Source organism: Enterobacter cloacae complex sp. HYC074_NIDB (genome assembly GCF_056673345.1).
In genome coordinates this window covers 2,856,380-2,876,800 of record NZ_CP114214.1, presented here as the reverse complement: position 1 = coordinate 2,876,800, position 20,421 = coordinate 2,856,380, and the positions used below count along the sequence as shown (strand labels likewise).

Annotated in this window: 21 protein-coding genes; 12 read left to right on the top strand and 9 right to left on the bottom strand. The window is 56.7% G+C overall.

All coding sequences use genetic code 11. The features are described 5' to 3' along the window. Position 1 precedes the first annotated feature (1 nt). Complete coding sequence (gene bglB, locus O1724_RS14020; RefSeq protein WP_003859729.1) at positions 2-1,141, top strand: beta-galactosidase BglB; 1,140 nt, start codon at positions 2-4, stop codon at positions 1,139-1,141. 34 nt (positions 1,142-1,175) lie between these two features. Here bglB and argS read toward each other — a convergent pair whose 3' ends face one another. Next, complete coding sequence (argS, locus tag O1724_RS14015; RefSeq protein ID WP_003859730.1) at positions 1,176-2,909, bottom strand: arginine--tRNA ligase; 1,734 nt, start codon at positions 2,907-2,909, stop codon at positions 1,176-1,178. A gap of 238 nt (positions 2,910-3,147) precedes the next feature. Between argS and O1724_RS14010 the strand changes: the two genes are divergently transcribed. After that, a complete protein-coding gene (locus O1724_RS14010) occupies positions 3,148-3,708 on the top strand; it encodes a VOC family protein (protein ID WP_015570274.1) in 561 nt (186 codons plus the stop codon). 78 nt (positions 3,709-3,786) lie between these two features. Then, complete coding sequence (gene cutC, locus O1724_RS14005; RefSeq protein WP_023314351.1) at positions 3,787-4,530, top strand: copper homeostasis protein CutC; 744 nt, start codon at positions 3,787-3,789, stop codon at positions 4,528-4,530. Between the two features lie 260 nt (positions 4,531-4,790). On the opposite strand, the gene cmoB is transcribed toward cutC, so the two are convergent. The 5 genes from cmoB to O1724_RS13980 are packed head-to-tail and all read right to left on the bottom strand — an operon-like array spanning position 4,791 to position 8,371. Continuing rightward, a complete protein-coding gene (gene cmoB / locus O1724_RS14000; protein ID WP_003859733.1) occupies positions 4,791-5,762 on the bottom strand; it encodes a tRNA 5-methoxyuridine(34)/uridine 5-oxyacetic acid(34) synthase CmoB in 972 nt (323 codons plus the stop codon). Further along, positions 5,759-6,502 carry a carboxy-S-adenosyl-L-methionine synthase CmoA gene (gene cmoA / locus O1724_RS13995; RefSeq protein WP_003859735.1) on the bottom strand — a complete coding sequence of 248 codons (744 nt, stop codon included), beginning with the start codon at positions 6,500-6,502 and terminating at the stop codon, positions 5,759-5,761. Before cmoA ends, cmoB begins: the two co-directional genes overlap by 4 nt. A gap of 40 nt (positions 6,503-6,542) precedes the next feature. Next, positions 6,543-6,938 (bottom strand): MAPEG family protein, encoded by a 396-nt coding sequence (locus O1724_RS13990; RefSeq protein WP_003859737.1) that lies wholly within the window; start codon positions 6,936-6,938, stop codon positions 6,543-6,545. Positions 6,939-6,989: 51 nt separating this feature from the next. After that, the gene (locus O1724_RS13985) at positions 6,990-7,808 is read right to left on the bottom strand and encodes a DUF72 domain-containing protein (RefSeq protein WP_126296993.1); all 819 of its coding nucleotides are present in this window, start codon (positions 7,806-7,808) and stop codon (positions 6,990-6,992) included. Next, entirely contained in the window at positions 7,805-8,371 is a 567-nt protein-coding gene (locus tag O1724_RS13980; protein WP_032609519.1) for a hydrolase, read from the bottom strand. Before O1724_RS13980 ends, O1724_RS13985 begins: the two co-directional genes overlap by 4 nt. Before the next feature lie 262 nt (positions 8,372-8,633). Here O1724_RS13980 and aspS point away from each other — a divergent pair, with 262 nt between their 5' ends. From aspS to ruvB, 6 genes are all read left to right on the top strand, one after another. Beyond that, positions 8,634-10,406, top strand: a complete 1,773-nt coding sequence (gene aspS, locus O1724_RS13975) for an aspartate--tRNA ligase (RefSeq protein WP_003859743.1) — start codon at positions 8,634-8,636, stop codon at positions 10,404-10,406. Position 10,407: 1 nt separating this feature from the next. Then, positions 10,408-10,851, top strand: coding sequence for a dihydroneopterin triphosphate diphosphatase (nudB, locus tag O1724_RS13970; RefSeq protein WP_003859745.1), 444 nt, complete (start codon positions 10,408-10,410; stop codon positions 10,849-10,851). Between the two features lie 27 nt (positions 10,852-10,878). Then, entirely contained in the window at positions 10,879-11,619 is a 741-nt protein-coding gene (locus O1724_RS13965) for a YebC/PmpR family DNA-binding transcriptional regulator (RefSeq protein ID WP_126296992.1), read from the top strand. 34 nt (positions 11,620-11,653) lie between these two features. After that, entirely contained in the window at positions 11,654-12,175 is a 522-nt protein-coding gene (ruvC, locus tag O1724_RS13960; protein WP_003859749.1) for a crossover junction endodeoxyribonuclease RuvC, read from the top strand. Between the two features lie 80 nt (positions 12,176-12,255). Continuing rightward, positions 12,256-12,870, top strand: a complete 615-nt coding sequence (gene ruvA / locus O1724_RS13955; protein ID WP_003859751.1) for a Holliday junction branch migration protein RuvA — start codon at positions 12,256-12,258, stop codon at positions 12,868-12,870. Positions 12,871-12,878: 8 nt separating this feature from the next. Beyond that, positions 12,879-13,889, top strand: coding sequence for a Holliday junction branch migration DNA helicase RuvB (ruvB, locus tag O1724_RS13950; RefSeq protein WP_126296991.1), 1,011 nt, complete (start codon positions 12,879-12,881; stop codon positions 13,887-13,889). Positions 13,890-13,941: 52 nt separating this feature from the next. On the opposite strand, the gene znuB is transcribed toward ruvB, so the two are convergent. Both znuB and znuC read right to left on the bottom strand, forming a co-directional pair. Beyond that, positions 13,942-14,727 carry a zinc ABC transporter permease subunit ZnuB gene (znuB, locus tag O1724_RS13945; protein ID WP_126296990.1) on the bottom strand — a complete coding sequence of 262 codons (786 nt, stop codon included), beginning with the start codon at positions 14,725-14,727 and terminating at the stop codon, positions 13,942-13,944. Then, positions 14,724-15,479 (bottom strand): zinc ABC transporter ATP-binding protein ZnuC, encoded by a 756-nt coding sequence (znuC, locus tag O1724_RS13940; RefSeq protein WP_003859757.1) that lies wholly within the window; start codon positions 15,477-15,479, stop codon positions 14,724-14,726. The genes znuB and znuC overlap by 4 nt, the downstream gene beginning before the upstream one ends. A gap of 77 nt (positions 15,480-15,556) precedes the next feature. Between znuC and znuA the strand changes: the two genes are divergently transcribed. The 3 genes from znuA (at position 15,557) to lpxM (ending at position 18,925) form a co-directional block, all read left to right on the top strand. Further along, positions 15,557-16,501 (top strand): zinc ABC transporter substrate-binding protein ZnuA, encoded by a 945-nt coding sequence (gene znuA / locus O1724_RS13935; protein ID WP_032610246.1) that lies wholly within the window; start codon positions 15,557-15,559, stop codon positions 16,499-16,501. A 15-nt stretch (positions 16,502-16,516) separates the two neighbouring features. Beyond that, a complete protein-coding gene (gene mepM, locus O1724_RS13930; RefSeq protein ID WP_003859762.1) occupies positions 16,517-17,836 on the top strand; it encodes a murein DD-endopeptidase MepM in 1,320 nt (439 codons plus the stop codon). Between the two features lie 117 nt (positions 17,837-17,953). Continuing rightward, positions 17,954-18,925, top strand: a complete 972-nt coding sequence (gene lpxM, locus O1724_RS13925; protein WP_022651444.1) for a lauroyl-Kdo(2)-lipid IV(A) myristoyltransferase — start codon at positions 17,954-17,956, stop codon at positions 18,923-18,925. 42 nt (positions 18,926-18,967) lie between these two features. Here lpxM and pyk read toward each other — a convergent pair whose 3' ends face one another. Next, positions 18,968-20,410, bottom strand: coding sequence for a pyruvate kinase (gene pyk, locus O1724_RS13920; protein ID WP_003859767.1), 1,443 nt, complete (start codon positions 20,408-20,410; stop codon positions 18,968-18,970). Positions 20,411-20,421: the final 11 nt, after the last annotated feature.

Here is a 20,421-nt window from a genome sequence, read left to right as displayed (position 1 = left end):
GATGAAAGTTTGGCCTGTCAAACATAGCCCATTACTGCGTCAGCCTGAGCGCTTTATCGCCAGGGATGAGCTGAAATCGCTGATTCAAAAGGTGACGCATAACCTGGTCAATATCCACGACAAAACGGGTGAGTTTTTGCTGCGGCTGGACGACGGGCGCGTGATCGACACCAAAGGCTGGGCCGGATGGGAATGGACCCACGGCGTCGGTTTATACGGTATCTGGCAGTATTACTGCCAGACCGGTGACGAAGGCATGCGCGAGATTATCGACAGCTGGTTTACTGACCGTTTCGCTGAAGGCGCAACCACCAAAAACGTGAATACCATGTCGCCGTTCCTGACGCTGGCGTATCGCTACGAAGAGACCAAAAACCCGGCCTGGCTGCCGTGGCTGGAAAGCTGGGCGGAATGGGCGATGAATGAGATGCCGCGCACCGAACATGGTGGCATGCAGCACATCACCCTGGCGGAAGAGAACCATCAGCAAATGTGGGATGACACGCTGATGATGACGGTGCTGCCGCTGGCGAAAATCGGCAAGCTGCTGAACAAGCCGGAGTACGTCGAGGAGGCGATCTATCAGTTCCTGCTCCACGTACAGAACCTGATGGATCGGGAGACGGGGCTGTGGTTCCACGGCTGGAATTACGACGGCAATCACAACTTTGCCCGGGCCCGCTGGGCGCGCGGCAACAGCTGGCTGACCATCGTGATCCCGGATTTCCTCGAGCTGGTGGATCTGCCGGAAAACAACGCCGTTCGTCGCTATCTGGTGCAGGTACTGAACGCGCAGATCGCCGCACTGGCAAAATGTCAGGACGAGAGTGGCTTGTGGCATACGCTGCTGGACGATCCTGAATCTTATCTGGAGGCGTCGGCCACGGCAGGGTTTGCCTACGGCATTCTGAAAGCCGTGCGCAAGCGTTATGTCGGCGCAGAGTACGCAGAGGTGGCGGAGAAAGCGATTCGCGGTATCGTGAAAAACATCTCGCCGGAAGGGGAGCTGCTGCAAACCTCGTTCGGGACCGGGATGGGAAGCGATCTTGAGTTTTATCGCCAGATACCGCTCACGTCGATGCCGTACGGGCAGGCGATGGCGATACTGTGCCTGACGGAGTATTTGCGGAAGTATTTCTGATAATAAAAAACCCGGCGCTTGCCGGGTTTATTTTTTACATACGCTCTACGGTTTCGATACCCAGAGTATCCAGACCGAGCTTCAGGGTCTTCGCCGTCAGCTGCGCGAGCTTCAGGCGGCTGTGGCGCACCGCTTCGTTCTCGGCAGAGAGGATAGGGCAGTGTTCGTAGAAGCCAGAGAACAGACCGGCCAGATCGTACAGGTAAGCACACATAACGTGCGGCGTACCGTCACGCGCGACCACGGAGAGCGTCTCTTCGAACTGAAGCAGGCGGGCAGCCAGCTGTGCTTCACGGTCTTCGGTAATAGACACCGTAGCATTCGCCAGCACGCTTTCGTCGATATTGGCTTTACGGAAGACGGAGAGTACCCGGGTATAAGCGTACTGCATGTATGGCGCCGTGTTGCCTTCAAACGCCAGCATGTTGTCCCAGTCGAAGATATAGTCGGTGGTACGGTTCTTGGAGAGATCCGCGTATTTCACCGCGCCAATTCCCACCGCGTTAGCAAGTTTCTCCAGCTCGTCAGCAGGCATGTCCGGGTTCTTCTCGGCCACCAGGCGACGCGCGCGTTCCAGCGCTTCATCCAGCAGATCGGAAAGCTTCACGGTGCCGCCCGCACGGGTTTTGAACGGCTTACCGTCTTTACCCAGCATCATGCCGAACATGTGATGTTCCAGCGGCACGGAATCCGGCACATAACCCGCTTTACGCACGATAGTCCACGCCTGCATCAGATGCTGATGCTGACGGGAGTCGATGTAATACAGCACGCGGTCCGCATGCAGGGTTTCGTAACGGTATTTCGCACAGGCGATGTCGGTGGTGGTGTAAAGATAGCCGCCATCCTTTTTCTGGACGATCACGCCCATCGGTTCGCCTTCCTTGTTTTTATACTCATCAAGGAACACCACCGTTGCGCCTTCGCTTTCCACCGCCAGATTTTTAGCTTTCAGGTCCGCCACAATGCCTGGCAGCATCGGGTTATACAGGCTTTCACCCATCACGTCGTCACGGGTCAGGGTCACGTTCAGACGATTATAGGTAAGCTGGTTCTGGGACATGGTAATGTCCACCAGCTTGCGCCACATCTCGAGGAAGTACGGGTCGCCACCTTGAAGTTTCACCACGTAGCTGCGCGCGCGCTCGGCGAAGGCTTCGTCTTCGTCATAGTGCTTTTTGGCTTCACGGTAGAAACCTTCCAGGTCTGCCAGCGCCATTTCGCCTGCGTTTTCCTGCTGCTGTTTTTCCAGATACGCGATCAGCATGCCGAACTGCGTGCCCCAGTCGCCTACGTGGTTAGCGCGGATCACCTTGTGACCAAGGAACTCCAGGGTACGCACTGCCGCGTCACCGATGATGGTGGAGCGCAGGTGACCGACGTGCATCTCTTTCGCCACGTTTGGCGCGGAGTAGTCAACCACCACGGTCTGCGCTTCTGGCTGAGCCACGCCCAGACGGTCAGATTTCAGCGCCGCGTCAACGTGGCTTGCCAGGAATGCAGGCTCAAGGAAAATGTTGATAAAGCCTGGACCGGCGATTTCGGTTTTGCTGGCGATGCCGGTGAGATCCAGATGCGTCAGTACCTGCTCAGCGAGCTGTCGCGGCGGCATGCCCAGTTTTTTAGCCACTGCCATCACGCCATTAGCCTGATAGTCGCCAAACTGTACTTTCGCTGACTGACGAACCTGTGGTTCGCAATCCGCAGGCGCACCTGCGGCAATCAGTGCCTGACTGACTTTTTCTGAGAGAAGAGCCTGAATATTCACCTGGATACCTTACGTTTTTGATGCGGGTAAAAAACACCCACGCCAGTTTAAGAATTTAGGGCGGGAGTATACTGCAAATGCCTTCGGGCGTCAGCCCTGCGGGGGGCGAAGATCGCTCAGAATCCAGGCGAAGACGGTATGCATAATCATGCAGTCGAAAAAACCGTGATTCTGCTGTTGGTCGACAGAGGGCAACAGAGTAAATTAGCGGCTTTGCGACACGAAACGAGACTGACCTATGGCGAACTGGCACACCATTGACGAACTGCATGATATTTCCGCAGATTTACCGCGCTTCACCCAGGCGTTCACAGAACTTGCCACCCGTCTCGGGCTGGATATCGCGCCGCTTGAGGCCGATCACATCTCTTTGCGCTGCCACCAGAATGCCACCGCCGAACGCTGGCGGCGTGGCTTTGAACAGTGCGGAGAACTGCTGTCAGAGAATATCATTAACGGTCGCCCGATTTGCCTGTTCAAACTTCACGCGCCGGTAACGGTGGCGCACTGGCAATTCACCGTTGTGGAACTGCCCTGGCCAGGAGAGAAGCGTTATCCGCACGAAGGCTGGGAGCATATCGAAATTGTTCTGCCAGGGGAACCCGAGACGCTGAACGCCCGTGCGCTGGCGCTGCTTTCCGACGAGGGGTTAAGCCAGCCGGGTATTTTCGTCAAAACCAGCTCGCCAAAAGGGGAGCGCGAACGCTTACCGAACCCTACGCTTGCCGTAACGGACGGCAACGTGACGGTGAAATTCCATCCCTGGACTATCGAGCAGATCGTCGCCAGCGAAGCGTAAGCATTGTGAGCGTCGATCCAGACACCAATCGGGCAACGTGCCACGATGATACGTTGAGTGAAATTTAAGGAGGATGACATGGCGCTGCTGGAAATTTGTTGTTACAGCGTGGAGTGTGCCGTCACTGCGCAACGGCACGGGGCCGATCGCATCGAGCTTTGCGCGGCACCGAAAGAAGGAGGATTAACCCCGTCCTCTGGCGTGCTGAAATCAGCCCGTCAGGCCATCACTATTCCGGTGCACCCGATTATTCGCCCGCGCGGCGGTGATTTTTGTTATACGGCGGGTGAGTTCAGTGCCATGCTTGAGGATATCGCCCTCGTCCGTGATTTAGGTTTTCCGGGGCTGGTGATCGGTGTACTGGACGAAGACGGCAACATCGATCTTCCGCGTATGCGTCAGGTCATGCGCGCCGCCCGGGGGATGGTGGTCACTTTTCATCGTGCGTTCGATATGTGTCAGGATCCGATACAAGCCTTTGATACGCTGGCAGAACTGGGCGTGGCGCGCGTTCTGACGTCGGGCCAGCAGTCCTCGGCTGAAAAAGGACTGAAATTAATTACGGAACTAAAAGCACATTCCGGTGTTCCAATAATCATGGCGGGCGCAGGAGTACGCGCCAGCAATCTGGAACTGTTTTTAAACGCAGGGGTGGAAGAGCTGCACAGCTCAGCGGGTAAATGGATACCTTCACCCATGCGTTATCGCAATACAGGGTTGTCAATGTCGACGGATGCTGAAGCGGATGAGTACTCGCGCTACGGTGTGGATGGAGAGTCGGTTGCGGTAATGAAATCGTTGATTGAACGTCATCACGTGTAGCAACGTACCGATTTTTACCGCGCATCATGTCGCCCAATATGATGCTTGCTTGTACCAGGCCCCTGCAAATTACACAGGGGCCTTTTTTTCTCCTTCATATTTCAAGCCGCAGCCGCGTTGGCCGCCTCGCTCACCCCGGTCACTTACTGATGTAAGCTCCCGGGGATTCGCTGCGTTGCCGCCTTGCTGCAACTTGAACTATTTTGGAGAAAACGTGCGACGCGTAGGCCGGGTAAGGCGCAGCCGCCACCCGGCACAAACTACGGCTTCGTCGCAATCAATACCGCACGCATCGGGGCCGGATAGCCTTCGATGGTTTTACTGTGATCGTCCGGGTCGAGGAATTGCTCCAGCGATTCGGTGATCATCCAGTCGGTGCGACGCTGTTCTTCAATCGACGTCACGCACACATCGGCGATGCGTACATCGACAAACCCACATTTCTCCAGCCAGTTCTTCAGCGCCAGCGCGGAAGGGATGAAGTAAACGTTGCGCATCTGCGCATAGCGATCGCCCGGCACCAGAACGGCATGTTCATCGCCTTCGATAACCAACGTTTCGAGCACCAGTTCGCCGCCGCTGACCAGCTGATCTTTCAATTGCCAGAGATGCTCCAGCGGGGAACGACGGTGGTACAGCACGCCCATCGAGAAAACGGTATCAAAGGCTTTCAGGGCAGGGAGTTGCTCGATACCCAGCGGCAACAGGTGCGCACGCTGGTCGTTACCCAACAGCTTACGCACCGCTTCAAACTGGCACAGGAACAGCTGCATCGGATCGATACCGACGACCAGATGCGCGCCTGCGCCGATCATGCGCCACATGTGATAGCCGCTACCGCAGCCCACGTCCAGAATGGTGCGCCCGGTCAGGTCGGATAAATGCGGCAGAACGCGATCCCACTTCCAGTCAGAGCGCCACTCGGTGTTGATGTTTACGCCGTAAAGTGAAAACGGCCCTTTGCGCCACGGCATCAGGTTACGCATCAGCGTTTCGATGCGGTTGATCTGCCCGGCCGGGAGCGGCTCTTCGCTCTCCGCCGTCACGCTGTGCAGTAAATCCAGACGATGAGGCGTCAGTTCAGGCAGAAACTCCACGGCGTTGGACCACTGCTTCAACAGACCATGCTGCTGATCGCGCTGCCAGGTGGCAATTTGCGCAGGCAGGGTTTCCAGCCAGTGGGAAAGATGGTTTTTGGCAATCAGCTGATAGAAATTACCGAACTCGATCATGCTGCGTCTCCGGCTTTCAGCGCCACCAGAGAACCAAAGTTAAAGCACTGGAACCACAGTTCGCTGTGTTCAAATCCGGCTTTGCGCAGGCGCGCTTTGTGGGTTTCTACGGAATCCGTCAGCATGACGTTTTCAAGCATGCTGCGCTTCTGGCTGATCTCCAGCTCGCTGTAGCCATTTGCACGCTTGAAATCATGGTGCATGTTGAACAGCAGTTCGCCCACGCTGGCGTCTTCAAAGCTGAATTTCTCAGACAACACCAGCGCGCCGCCCGGGTTAAGGCCTTGATAAATTTTATCCAGCAGCCGCTGACGATCGTCCGGCACCAGGAACTGAAGGGTAAAGTTCAGAACCACCATCGAGGCGTTCTGGATGTCGATATCGCGGATATCGCCTTCTACCACCTCCACAGGCGTAGGGGCTTTATACGCGTCAATGTGGCGACGGCAGCGTTCGACCATGGCCGGTGAGTTATCGACAGCCACAATCTTGCAGCCTTCGTGATGAACGTTACGACGAATGGACAGCGTTGCCGCTCCCAGCGAACAGCCCAGGTCATAGACCTGCGTGCCGGGTTGAACAAAACGCTCCGCCAGCATGCCGATCATGGAGATAATATTGGAATAACCGGGAACAGAGCGCTGGATCATATCCGGGAAGACTTCGGCTACCCGTTCATCAAAGGTCCAGTCGCCCAGGCTGGCGATAGGCGCGGAAAAAAGCGTGTCGCGATCTGACATAACGTAAAAATCCGGGAAAAATAAAGGGGCATATTGTGCGCTAATGGAAGGAGAAAACCAACTCCCACGGCATATACCAAAGGTTAGCCAGCACCATCAGCAAAAGCGAGCACCAGGTCGCGCTCATGCCGGAACGACGCCAGCGGATCAGGCGGTGGTGAAAACCATAATAATGCATCAAACGCCCTGCTATCAGCAGCAGCCCGCAGACGTGCACCATCCAGGTTTCAGCGCCATCCATCTCCATTAACAGCAGTAAAATTAACGCGACGGGAATGTACTCGACCGCGTTGCCGTGGATCCGGATTGCGCTTTGCAGCTCAGAAAAGCCCCCGTCACCGTACGAGACGCGGTACTGCATTCTCAGGCGCACAACATCAAATGAAAACTTAATCAGCAGTAATGCACCTAACACCGCATACAGCGCGCTGACCATACTAACTCCCTGTTTTTGGCAGATGGCACGTCTCTATGATAGGGGGTGATTTCAGAAAAGAGAAGATTGTTGTGGGATGGACGGCGCGGGGCCAACCGACGGAACCGCCTGCTGCAAGGCCTGCCAGAGAGCATCGACCAGTTCAGGCGCCTGTGCGATATCCGGCGTATGTAAAAAAAGGTACGGCGTGGTGGTGTGCTCCCATTTCGCCAGCGTTTGCAGCCAGACGGCGAACATCTCCTCATTTTGCTGCATGTTATCGCTGCCGATAAACCGGACCATCGGGTTCTGCGCCGTTACGATCGCATGGACGGGCACTTTCGGTTTTTTGCGCTGGGCATCAACAACGGCTTCGCTGTGCGGGATTGCGCTGTGCACGGGGCGGCTGTCGAGGATCACGCGGTTGACCGATCGTTCATGCAGGCCGCGATTGAGCGCTTTCTCCGCGTCGCCTTTGGCAAAGAATTCCGGATGCCTCACTTCTACGCCGTAGGTGAAATCAAGTGGCAGGGCCTCGAGAAACTGCCAGAGGGCGGGCAGGTCGCGTGGGCCAAACGCGGCGGGAAGCTGGAGCCAGTACTGGCCAATACGGTTGGCCAGAGGCGACATCCGGGTGAAAAAATCGTGGGTTAAATCATCGCAGTTGCGCAGCGCGGCGTTGTGGGAGATGGTCGCCGGGAATTTAAAGCAAAAGCGGAAGTCGTCGGTGGTTTGCTCACGCCAGCGTTCGACGATCTCCGCGCGGGGCAGGGCGTACAGCGTGGTATTGCCCTCCACGCAGTTAAAGTGTCGGGCATACTCTTCAAGGCTGGTAATACCCAGGCGCACCCATTTCGGGTGCGACCACTGGGGCAGGCCCACGTACATCATAGCGCGCTGAGGATCTCATCCGTGCTGCGCACGCGACCGATACGCGGGAAGATATGGGTCATGCTGCACTGGTGCTGATCCGCAGAGGCTGCGCTGCACGCATCTTCCGCGATCACCAGGTTAAAGCCCAGCTCCCAGGCGTTACGGGCGGTGGATTCCACACCGATATTGGTGGAGATCCCGCACAGAATAATCGTGTCGATCCCGCGACGGCGCAGCTGGAGCTCCAGGTCAGTGCCGTAGAATGCGCCCCACTGGCGTTTGGTGACTTCTATATCGCTGTCGCGTTTACCGAGCGAGACAGGATATGTCCACCAGTTGTCCGGCAGCGCCTGCGCCGGGGCCTGAGCATCAACCGGCTGTTTTAACGCTTCGGCGAAATCAGCGGACCAGCCGACGCGCACCATAACAACAGGCGAGCCGCTGGCGCGGCATTTTTCTGCCAGGCGCGCAGCGCGGCTGACCACATCGTCAGCGGTGTGCGGACCACCGGCAAAAGGCAGAATGCCTTCCTGTAAATCAATGACCACAAGGGCGGTTTTGGTGGCATCAAGTGTAAACATCGTCGCTCCCGTCAAATGATTGCTTTTCTACACCTTACGACGTGATGGCCTGTTATCGGTCGGATAATTTTGTTAATTTTTGTGAGAATAGGCAATAAGAGTTCAGCAAACGCGCGTCAGGTCGTGCTTCGCTCTTATCGTGCGGCAGAATTTCCAGTATAATAGCCGCCTTTTTTCATCCAGTTGTGACATACAGAAAGCTGCGACATCGTAGCCTGCGAGACAGGCGACAATCAGCCTGCGGCTAATTAAGGGATATCTCATGCGTACAGAATATTGCGGGCAGCTGCGTCAGTCCCACGTCGGGCAGCAGGTCACCCTGTGTGGTTGGGTCAATCGTCGTCGCGATCTTGGTAGCCTTATCTTTATTGATATGCGTGACCGCGAAGGTATCGTTCAGGTGTTCTTCGATCCGGATCGCGCTGATGCGTTGAAGCTGGCTTCTGAGCTGCGCAATGAGTTCTGCATTCAGGTGACGGGCACCGTGCGTGCGCGTGACGAGAAAAACGTCAACGCCGACATGGCGACCGGCGCTATCGAAGTGCTGGCGTCCGATCTGACGATCATCAACCGCGCGGAAGCGTTGCCGCTGGACTCCAACCACGTCAACACTGAAGAAGCGCGTCTGAAATACCGCTACCTGGATCTGCGTCGTCCGGAAATGGCTCAGCGCCTGAAAACCCGTGCGAAAATCACCAGCCTGGTGCGCCGTTTTATGGATGACCACGGTTTCCTTGATATCGAAACCCCGATGCTGACCAAAGCCACGCCGGAAGGCGCGCGCGATTACCTGGTGCCATCCCGCGTCCATAAAGGCAAATTCTATGCGCTGCCGCAGTCTCCACAGCTGTTCAAACAGCTGCTGATGATGTCTGGCTTCGATCGCTACTATCAGATCGTGAAATGCTTCCGCGACGAAGACCTGCGCGCTGACCGTCAGCCAGAATTTACCCAGATCGATGTGGAAACCTCCTTCATGACCGCTGAGCAGGTGCGTGAAGTGATGGAAGCCCTGGTGCGTAGCCTGTGGAATGACGTGAAAGGCGTCGAGCTGGGCGATTTCCCAATCATGACCTTCGCGGAAGCCGAGCGTCGCTACGGCTCCGACAAACCAGACCTGCGTAACCCGATGGAGCTGGTGGACGTGGCAGACCTGGTGAAAGCCGTTGAGTTCGCGGTCTTTGCTGGCCCGGCTAACGATCCGAAAGGCCGCGTGGCGGCACTGCGCGTGCCGGGCGGAGCGGCTCTGAGCCGTAAGCAGATCGACGACTACGGCAACTTCATCAAGATCTACGGCGCGAAAGGTCTGGCCTATATTAAAGTGACCGAGCGTGCGAAAGGTCTGGAAGGTATCACCAGCCCGGTTGCGAAATTCCTGAACGCGGACATCGTGGAAGCGATCCTGGAGCGCACCGGCGCGCAGGACGGCGACATGATCTTCTTCGGCGCAGACAACAAGAAAGTGGTTGCGGATGCGATGGGCGCACTGCGTCTGAAGCTCGGCAAAGACCTGAACCTGACCGACGAAAGTAAATGGGCGCCGCTGTGGGTGATCGACTTCCCGATGTTTGAAGACGACGGTGAAGGCGGCCTGACCGCGATGCACCACCCGTTCACCTCGCCAAAAGACATGACGCCGGCAGAGCTGAAGGCAGCACCGGAAGACGCAGTGGCAAACGCCTACGATATGGTCATCAACGGCTACGAAGTGGGCGGTGGTTCCGTGCGTATTCACAGCGGTGAAATGCAGCAGACCGTGTTCGGCATCCTGGGCATCAACGAACAGGAGCAGCGCGAGAAGTTCGGCTTCCTGCTGGACGCGCTGAAATACGGTACGCCTCCGCACGCGGGTCTGGCTTTCGGTCTTGACCGTCTGACCATGCTGCTGACCGGCACCGATAACATCCGTGATGTGATCGCCTTCCCGAAAACCACTGCCGCCGCGTGTCTGATGACCGAAGCGCCAAGCTTTGCCAACCCGGCCGCACTGGCTGAGCTGGGCATTGAGGTGGTGAAGAAGGAAGAGAAAAACTGATATGGCATATAAGCGTCCCGTTTCGGTTCTGGTGGTCATTTATGCAGAAGACACGAAGCGGGTGCTGATGTTGCAGCGGCGCGACGATCCGGATTTCTGGCAGTCGGTTACCGGCAGCCTGGAAGAGGGGGAGACCGCACCGCAGGCCGCCGCGCGTGAAGTAAAGGAAGAGGTCGCCATTGATGTTGCTTACGAGCAACTGACCCTGAAGGACTGTCAGCGCACGGTGGAGTTTGAAATTTTTAGCCATTTACGTCATCGCTATGCACCGGGAATTGAGCGCAATACGGAATCATGGTTCTGCCTTGCGCTTCCCCATGAGCGGGAGATCGTGTTCACGGAACACCTGACCTACCGCTGGGTGGATGCGGCGGATGCCGCCGCACTGACCAAGTCGTGGAGCAACCGGCAGGCGATTGAAGAATTTGTAATTAACGCTGCCTGAGAAGGCGCGATTTTTGGAGAACTTTTTATGGCAGGTCATAGTAAGTGGGCCAACACCAAACACCGCAAAGCGGCACAGGATGCCAAACGCGGTAAAATCTTTACCAAAATCATTCGTGAGCTGGTGACAGCGGCGCGTCTGGGCGGCGGCGATCCGGCCTCTAACCCACGTCTGCGCGCAGCGGTGGATAAAGCCCTGTCCAACAACATGACGCGTGACACCCTGAACCGTGCAATCGCACGTGGCGTGGGCGGTGATGAAGACGCGAACATGGAAACCATCATTTATGAAGGTTACGGTCCTGGCGGTACGGCGGTGATGGTTGAGTGTCTGTCCGACAACCGTAACCGTACCGTTGCGGAAGTGCGCCACGCGTTCACCAAAACCGGCGGCAACCTGGGCACTGACGGTTCTGTAGCGTACCTGTTCAGCAAAAAAGGCGTCATCTCCTTCGAGAAAGGCGACGAAGATGCGATCATGGAAGCGGCGCTGGAAGCCGGTGCGGAAGACGTGGTGACCTACGACGACGGCGCTATTGATGTTTACACCGCATGGGAAGAGATGGGTGCCGTGCGCGATGCGCTGGAAGCGGCTGGCCTGAAGGCGGATAACGCTGAAGTCTCCATGATCCCGTCTACCAAAGCGGACATGGATGCGGAAACCGCACCGAAACTGCTGCGTATGATCGACATGCTCGAAGACTGCGACGACGTACAGGAAGTGTACCACAACGGTGAAATCTCTGATGAGGTTGCAGCGACTCTCTGATGAGAGCGTGTAGATCCGTTACAGGAGACGCGTGATGTCGATTATTCTCGGGATTGACCCAGGCTCACGCGTCACCGGGTATGGCGTTATCCGTCAGGTGGGACGCCAGTTAACCTACCTCGGCAGTGGGTGTATTCGCACCAAAGTGGACGATCTGCCGTCGCGCCTGAAGCTCATCTATGCGGGCGTGTCGGAGATCATCACCCAGTTTCAGCCGGACTATTTCGCCATCGAGCAGGTCTTTATGGCGAAAAACGCTGACTCGGCGTTAAAGCTCGGTCAGGCGCGCGGCGTGGCGATTGTTGCCGCCGTGAACCAGGATCTGCCGGTGTTCGAGTATGCGGCCCGTCAGGTTAAGCAGACGGTGGTGGGCATTGGTAGCGCGGAGAAAAGCCAGGTGCAGCACATGGTGCGTACCCTGCTGAAGCTCCCTGCGAACCCGCAGGCCGACGCCGCGGATGCGCTGGCCATTGCGATTACCCACTGTCACGTCAGCCAGAATGCGATGCAAATGAGCGAGTCGCGGCTCAATCTGGCGCGAGGCAGGTTACGATAATGACAAATCAGGCTGGATGTTTATCCAGCCTTTTTTTATTATGTCGGCAGATAATTTCTTCCAGAACGCAGGAGCGTCACGTGATAGGCAGACTCAGAGGCATCATCATTGAAAAACAACCCCCGTTAGTGCTGCTGGAAGTGGGTGGCGTGGGCTATGAAGTCCATATGCCGATGACCTGCTTCTACGAGCTTCCGGAGGCGGGCAAAGAGGCGGTTGTCTTTACCCAGTTTGTGGTGCGTGAAGACGCTCAGCTGCTGTACGGATTCAATAACAAACAGGAACGCACCCTGTTCCGCGAATTGATCAAAACCAACGGCGTCGGGCCGAAGCTGGCGCTTGCGATTCTGTCCGGTATGTCAGCGCCACAGTTTGTGAACGCCGTTGAGCGTGAAGATCCGGCTGCGTTAATTAAACTTCCGGGCATCGGGAAGAAAACTGCCGAGCGTTTAATTGTCGAGATGAAGGACCGCTTTAAAGGTCTGCATGGCGATCTGTTCACGCCGGCAGCCGATCTGGTGCTGACTTCCCCGGGCGCGCCTGCATCGGATGATGATGCCGAGCAGGAAGCGGTTGCCGCGCTGGTGGCGCTGGGCTATAAACCTCAGGAGGCCAGCCGGATGGTGAGCAAAATTGCTAAACCGGATGCCAGCAGTGAAACCCTGATTCGTGAAGCGCTGCGCGCTGCATTGTGAGGTAAAGGATGATTGAAGCAGACCGCCTGGTATCGGCAGGCACCATTCAGCCAGATGACGTGGTGGATCGCGCGATCCGTCCCAAACTGCTGGATGAGTATATCGGCCAGCCGCAGGTTCGTTCTCAGATGGAGATTTTCATCCAGGCGGCAAAGCTGCGCGGCGATGCGCTCGATCACCTGCTGATTTTTGGTCCGCCGGGGTTAGGTAAAACCACCCTGGCGAATATCGTCGCCAACGAAATGGGCGTGAACCTGCGCACCACCTCCGGCCCGGTGCTGGAGAAGGCGGGCGATTTGGCGGCCATGCTGACCAACCTCGAACCGCATGACGTGCTGTTTATCGATGAGATCCACCGCCTGTCACCGGTGGTGGAAGAGGTGCTCTATCCGGCGATGGAAGATTATCAGCTGGATATCATGATCGGTGAAGGTCCGGCGGCACGCTCCATCAAAATCGATCTGCCGCCGTTTACCCTGATTGGCGCCACGACGCGAGCCGGGTCGTTGACCTCTCCACTGCGCGACCGCTTCGGTATCGTGCAGCGTCTGGAGTTTTACCAGGTGGCCGACCTCCAGCACATCGTTGGTCGCAGCGCCCGCTATATGGGGCTGGAGATGAGCGAAGAGGGGGCGTTTGAAGTGGCGAAGCGTTCCCGCGGTACGCCGCGTATCGCCAACCGCCTGCTGCGCCGCGTGCGTGACTTTGCTGAGGTGAAGCACAACGGTTCGATCTCCGCTGAGATCGCCGCGCAGGCGCTGGATATGCTGAACGTTGATGCCGAAGGTTTTGACTACATGGACCGCAAGCTGCTGCTGGCGGTGCTGGACAAGTTCTTTGGGGGGCCGGTCGGGCTGGATAACCTGGCGGCAGCAATCGGGGAAGAGCGTGAAACCATTGAGGACGTGCTTGAACCGTATCTGATCCAACAGGGCTTCCTGCAACGTACCCCGCGTGGGCGTATGGCCACGGTGCGGGCGTGGAATCATTTCGGCATTACGCCGCCCGCGATGCCGTAAGTAGCGATAAATTCTAGCCCCGGTAAGCGAAGCGCCACCGGGGACATGCTGACTACTGCGCGGTCTTTTTCATCATACTGAAAATAAACAACACCGCCGCGCACAATACCACCGACGGCCCCGCTGGCGTGTCATAAAACGCCGAGAAGGTTAACCCGCCCGTCACCGCAATCATTCCGATAATCACCGCGATACCGGCCATTTGCTCCGGCGATCGCGCAAAACGGCGCGCCGTGGCGGCAGGGATTATCAGCAGCGACGTGATGATCAGCGCGCCGACAAACTTCATCGCCACACCGATGGTTAACGCCGTCACCAGCATCAACAGCAGCTTCACGCGCTGAAGCTTCACGCCGTCGACAAAGGCCAGATCCGGGCTGACGGTCATCGCCAGTAAACTACGCCACTGCCACAGCAGGATCCCGAGCACCACCGCCACGCCAATGGCAATGGAAATGAGATCTTCGGGCGTGACGGCCAGCAGATCGCCAAACAGGTAGGCCATCAGGTCTACGCGGATGTTTGACATCAGGCTCACTACCACCAGGCCCAGCGACAGGGCGCTGTGCGCCATAATGCCGAGCAGGGTATCAATTGCCAGGTGAGGGCGTTTTTCCAGCCAGACCAGACCGGCAGCCAGCAGCAGCGTGACGACAATCACCGCATAAAACGGGTTCACGTCCAGTAACAAACCAAACGCGACACCCAGCAATGAAGCATGGGCCAGCGTATCGCCGAAATAGGACATTCTGCGCCAGACGACAAACGAGCCGAGTGGACCCGCGGCGCAGGCAAGCATAATCCCGGCCAGCCAGCCGGGCAGTAACAGTTCAATCATGAGTGTCCATTTCCCCGACGCAGGACAATTCGTCCCTGTAAATCATGGCGGTGATTGTGATTATGGCGATAGATGCCCAGCTGTTCGGCGCCACGATGGCCAAACATGGAGATAAATTCGGGATGCATTGACACCACTTCCGGCGTGCCGGAACAACAAATGTGATGGTTCAGGCACAGTACTTCGTCGGTTTTGGCCATCACCAGATGCAGATCATGGGAGACCATCAGCACCGCGCAGTTAAGCTCCCGACGGAGCTGGTCAATCAGATCGTACAGCGCAACCTGACCGTTGACGTCAACACCCTGCGTCGGCTCGTCCAGGACCAGCAGCTGAGGGCTGCTGAGCAGGGCACGGGCAAGCAATACGCGCTGGGTTTCACCGCCCGACAGCTTTTGCAAGGGCGCCTCAACAAGATGTCCCGCCTGAACGCGTTTCAGCGCCGGGAGGATATCCGCTTTACGCGTACCGGGACGGAGGCGCAGGAAGCGGCTCACCGTCAGGGGCAGGGTGGCATCGAGGTGTAATTTTTGCGGCACATAGCCGATACGCAATTTGTCTTCGCGGACGATAACACCTGCGTCAGGGGCTACCAGGCCTAATACGACGCGTACCAGCGTCGACTTGCCTGCACCGTTAGGGCCGAGCAGCGTGAGTATTTTGCCGGGCTTCAGATTCAGCGACACGTCAGAAAGGACGCGGCGCTGGCCGAATGAGACCGAAACATTTTCAAGAGAAACTAAAGTCGTCATGTCAATTTAAGCTTGCAGAAGTCATCGAATGTTATAATATCACATTCCACGCATTCATTACGATGATTAGTCGCATTATGTTACAGAAAAATACGCTTCTTTTCGCAGCTTTATCCGCTGCTCTTTGGGGTACAACAGCACAAGATGTTAACGCCGCTGTTGTCGCTTCGCTTAAACCGCTTGGATTTATTGCCTCTGCCATCGCGGACGGGATCACTGAGACACAGGTTCTGCTGCCTGACGGGGCTTCCGAGCATGATTATTCTCTGCGTCCATCTGATGTAAAACGCTTACAGAACGCGGACTTAGTCGTCTGGATTGGTCCTGAGATGGAAGCGTTCATGCAGAAGTCAGCCAGACAGCTTCCCGCTGAGAAACAGGTGACGATTGCCGGGCTGTCCGGCGTGAAACCGTTACTCATGAAAGGAGCTGAGGACGAGGGTGATGAGCACGACCACGACCATGCTCATGGTGAAAAAGGTGACGACCATCACCATCACGGTGAATACAACATGCATCTCTGGCTCTCCCCAGAGATAGCGCGGCTTACAGCGGTTGCAATCCACGACAAATTAGTGGAACTTATGCCGCAAAGTCGAATCAAACTCGACGCCAACCTGAAGGATTTTGAGGCTCAATTAGCCGCAACCGACAAACAGGTGGGTAACGAGCTCGCACCGCTTAAAGGAAAAGGGTACTTCGTTTTTCATGATGCCTACGGGTATTACGAGAAACATTACGGTCTGACCCCGCTGGGGCATTTTACCGTCAACCCTGAAATTCAGCCTGGTGCGCAGCGTTTACATGAAATCAGAACACAGTTGGTTGAGCAAAAAGCGACATGCGTTTTTGCTGAGCCACAGTTCAGGCCAGCGGTCGTAGAAGCCGTGGCCAGGGGAACATCCGTGCGCATGGGAACCCTTGACCCGCTAGGTACGAACATCCAGTTGAGCAAAGCGAGCTATTCGCAGTTCCTCAGCCAACTGGCGAATCAGTATGCGAGCTGCCTGAAAGGAGATTAACGAGGAAGTGAATACGTGCAACAGATAGCCCGCTCTGTCGCCCTGGCATTTAACAATCTGCCTCGACCCCACCGCGTTATGCTGGGGTCGCTTACAGTTCTCACATTAGCGGTCGCCGTCTGGCGGCCCTATGTTTACCACCCGAGTTCCGCCCCAATCATCAAAACCATCGAACTGGAGAAGAGCGAGATCCGCTCTCTGCTGCCCGAGGCCAGCGAGCCTATCGATCAGGCCGCTCAGGAAGATGAAGCGATTCCCCAGGATGAGCTGGATGACAAGATCCAGAATGAAGCTGGCATTCATGAATATGTTGTATCCACTGGCGATACGCTGAGCAGCGTCCTGAACCAGTACGGTATCGACATGGGCAACATCAGCCAGCTCGCCGCATCCGATAAAGAGCTGCGTAACCTGAAAATTGGTCAGCAACTTTCCTGGACCTTAACGCCCGACGGCGATCTGCAACGTCTGACCTGGGAGATGTCCCGTCGCGAAACCCGCACCTACGATCGCACTGCAAACGGTTTCAAAATGACCAGTGAATTGCAGCAGGGCGACTGGGTTAACAGCGTCATGAAAGGAACCGTCGGCGGCAGCTTTGTTTCCAGCGCACGCGATGCCGGCCTGACCAGCGCTGAAATCAGCTCGGTGATCAAAGCCATGCAGTGGCAGATGGATTTCCGCAAACTGAAAAAAGGCGATCAGTTCTCTGTCCTGATGTCCCGCGAAATGCTGGACGGTAAGCGCGAGCAGAGCCAGCTGGTGGGCGTTCGTCTGCGTTCAGACGGCAAAGACTACTACGCTATTCGCGCGGAAGACGGTAAGTTCTATGACCGCAGCGGTACGGGTCTGGCAAAAGGCTTCCTGCGTTTCCCAACGGCGAAACAGTTCCGCGTCTCCTCCAACTTTAACCCGCGTCGTCTGAACCCGGTAACGGGCCGCGTAGCGCCGCACCGTGGCGTTGACTTCGCTATGCCGCAGGGCACGCCAGTGCTGGCGGTAGGAGATGGTGAAGTGGTCATGGCGAAACGCAGCGGTGCTGCTGGCTATTACGTTGCTATTCGTCACGGTCGTACGTACACCACCCGCTACATGCACCTGCGTAAACTGCTGGTCAAACCGGGCCAGAAGGTGAAACGTGGCGATCGCATCGCGCTGTCCGGTAACACCGGCCGGTCGACGGGGCCGCACCTGCACTATGAAGTGTGGATCAACCAGCAGGCGGTTAACCCGCTGACGGCGAAACTGCCGCGCACCGAAGGGCTGACCGGAAAAGATCGCAAAGATTACCTGGCGCAGGTGAAAGAGGTGATGCCGCAGCTGCGCTTCGACTAAGCTCTCCTGATTTAAAAAGCCGGCGTCAGTATGCGCCGGCTTTTTCTTTTGTGCGCGGGCGGCAGCCTCGCTACACTATCCGCATATATTTTTGCGTCACCAGACCCTGGAACCCGCATGGAAACCAAAAAAAACAATATTGAGTACATTCCTGAGTTTGAAAAATCTTTTCGCCACCCGCGTAACTGGGGCGCCTGGATTGGCGTATACGCGTTTGCTGGCATGGCGTTGCTACCTGCTTCCCTTCGCGATCCGGTGCTCGGTAAAGTGGGGCGCCTGGCAGGGCGCTTGGGTAAAAGCGCGCGCCGACGCGCGCAAATAAACCTGTTGTACTGTTTCCCGGATAAAAGCGACGCCGAACGCGAAGCAATCATTGATGACATGTATACCACTGCGCCGCAGGCGATGGCGATGATGGCGGAACTGGCGCTGAAAGGGCCGGAGAAGATCGTCGAACGCGTTGACTGGAAAGGGCTGGAGATCATCGACGAGATGCGTCGCAATGATGAAAAGGTGATTTTCCTGGTGCCGCACGGCTGGGGGGTCGACATTCCGGCGATGTTAATGGCGTCGCAGGGCCAGAAAATGGCGGCGATGTTCCATAATCAGGGAAACAAAATCTACGATTTCGTCTGGAATACCGTGCGCCGTCGCTTTGGCGGACGCTTGCACGCCAGAAACGATGGCATTAAGCCTTTCATTCAGTCGGTACGTCAGGGTTACTGGGGCTACTATCTGCCCGATCAGGACCATGGTCCTGAGCACAGCGAGTTTGTCGATTTCTTCGCAACCTATAAAGCCACGCTACCAGCGATTGGTCGCCTGATGAAAGTCTGCCGCGCCCGCGTGATCCCACTGTTCCCGGCTTATGACGGTAAAACGCATCGCCTGAGCATTGAGGTACGTCCGCCGATGGACGATCTGCTGACCGCAGACGATCACACCATCGCACGCCGCATGAATGAAGAGGTGGAAGTGCTGGTGGGGCCGCATAAGGAGCAATATACGTGGATCCTGAAGCTGCTCAAAACGCGTAAACCTGGCGAAACAGAGCCGTACAAGCGTAAAGAACTTTTCCCGAAGAAATAGGAAACCTTCACCCCTCTCCCTTAGGGAAGAGGGGTGCGGAGCTTACTCTACGGTCAGTACGCGGGTGGTATTGGTTGAGCCGATGGTGCTCATCACGTCACCCTGCGTCACGATAACGATATCACCGGATACCAGATAACCTTTGTCGCGCAGCAGGTTCACGGCATCGTGCGCGGCGGCCACGCCGTCGTTGGTGCTGTCGAAGTATACTGGCGTCACGCCGCGATACAGCGCCGTCAGGTTCAGCGTACGCTCGTGACGGGACATGGCGAAGATCGGCAGACCGGAGCTGATACGGGACGTCATTAGCGCGGTACGGCCAGATTCGGTCATGGTGATGATCGCCGTGACCCCTTTCAGGTGGTTGGCTGCGTACATCGCGGACATCGCAATCGCTTCTTCCACATTGTCGAACTGGATATCCAGGCGGTGCTTGGAGACGTTAATGCTTGGGATCTTCTCTGCACCCAGGCAGACGCGCGCCATGGCGGCCACGGTTTCCGCCGGATACTGGCCCGCCGCGGTTTCCGCTGACAGCATCACCGCGTCAGTACCATCCAGCACGGCGTTCGCCACGTCCATGACTTCTGCACGGGTCGGCATTGGGTTGGTGATCATGGATTCCATCATCTGGGTGGCGGTGATCACCGCGCGGTTCAGCTGACGCGCGCGACGGATCAGCGCTTTCTGGATACCGACCAGTTCAGGGTCGCCAATTTCCACGCCCAGGTCACCACGGGCAACCATCACCACGTCAGACGCCAGGATCACGTCGTCCATCGCGTCCTGATCGCAGACCGCTTCAGCGCGTTCCACTTTTGCAACGATTTTCGCATCGCAGCCTGCATCGCGCGCCAGGCGGCGAGCATAGTTCAGATCTTCACCGCAGCGCGGGAAGGAGACGGCCAGATAATCCACGCCGATCTGCGCTGCGGTCACGATATCCGCTTTGTCTTTATCGGTCAGCGCTTCGGCAGACAGGCCACCGCCGAGTTTGTTGATGCCTTTGTTGTTGGAGAGCGGGCCGCCGACGGTCACTTCGGTGAACACCTTCATACCCTGAACTTCCAGCACTTTCAGCTGTACGCGTCCGTCGTCCAGCAGCAGGATGTCGCCAGGCACAACGTCAGCAGGCAGACCTTTGTAGTCGATACCCACTTTTTCCTTATCGCCTTCACCTTTGCTCAGGTTGGCGTCCAGCAGGAATTTATCGCCGATGTTGAGGAAGACTTTGCCTTCTTTAAAGGTCGATACGCGGATTTTTGGACCTTGCAGGTCACCGAGGATAGCAACATGGCGGCCCAGTTTAGCTGCGATTTCACGCACTTTGTCGGCACGTAATTTATGGTCTTCTGGCGTACCGTGAGAGAAGTTCATACGCACCACGTTAGCACCCGCGGCGATAATCTTTTCGAGGTTATTATCGCGGTCGGTGGCCGGGCCTAAGGTGGTGACGATCTTGGTTCTGCGAAGCCTTCTGGACATGTAATACTCCG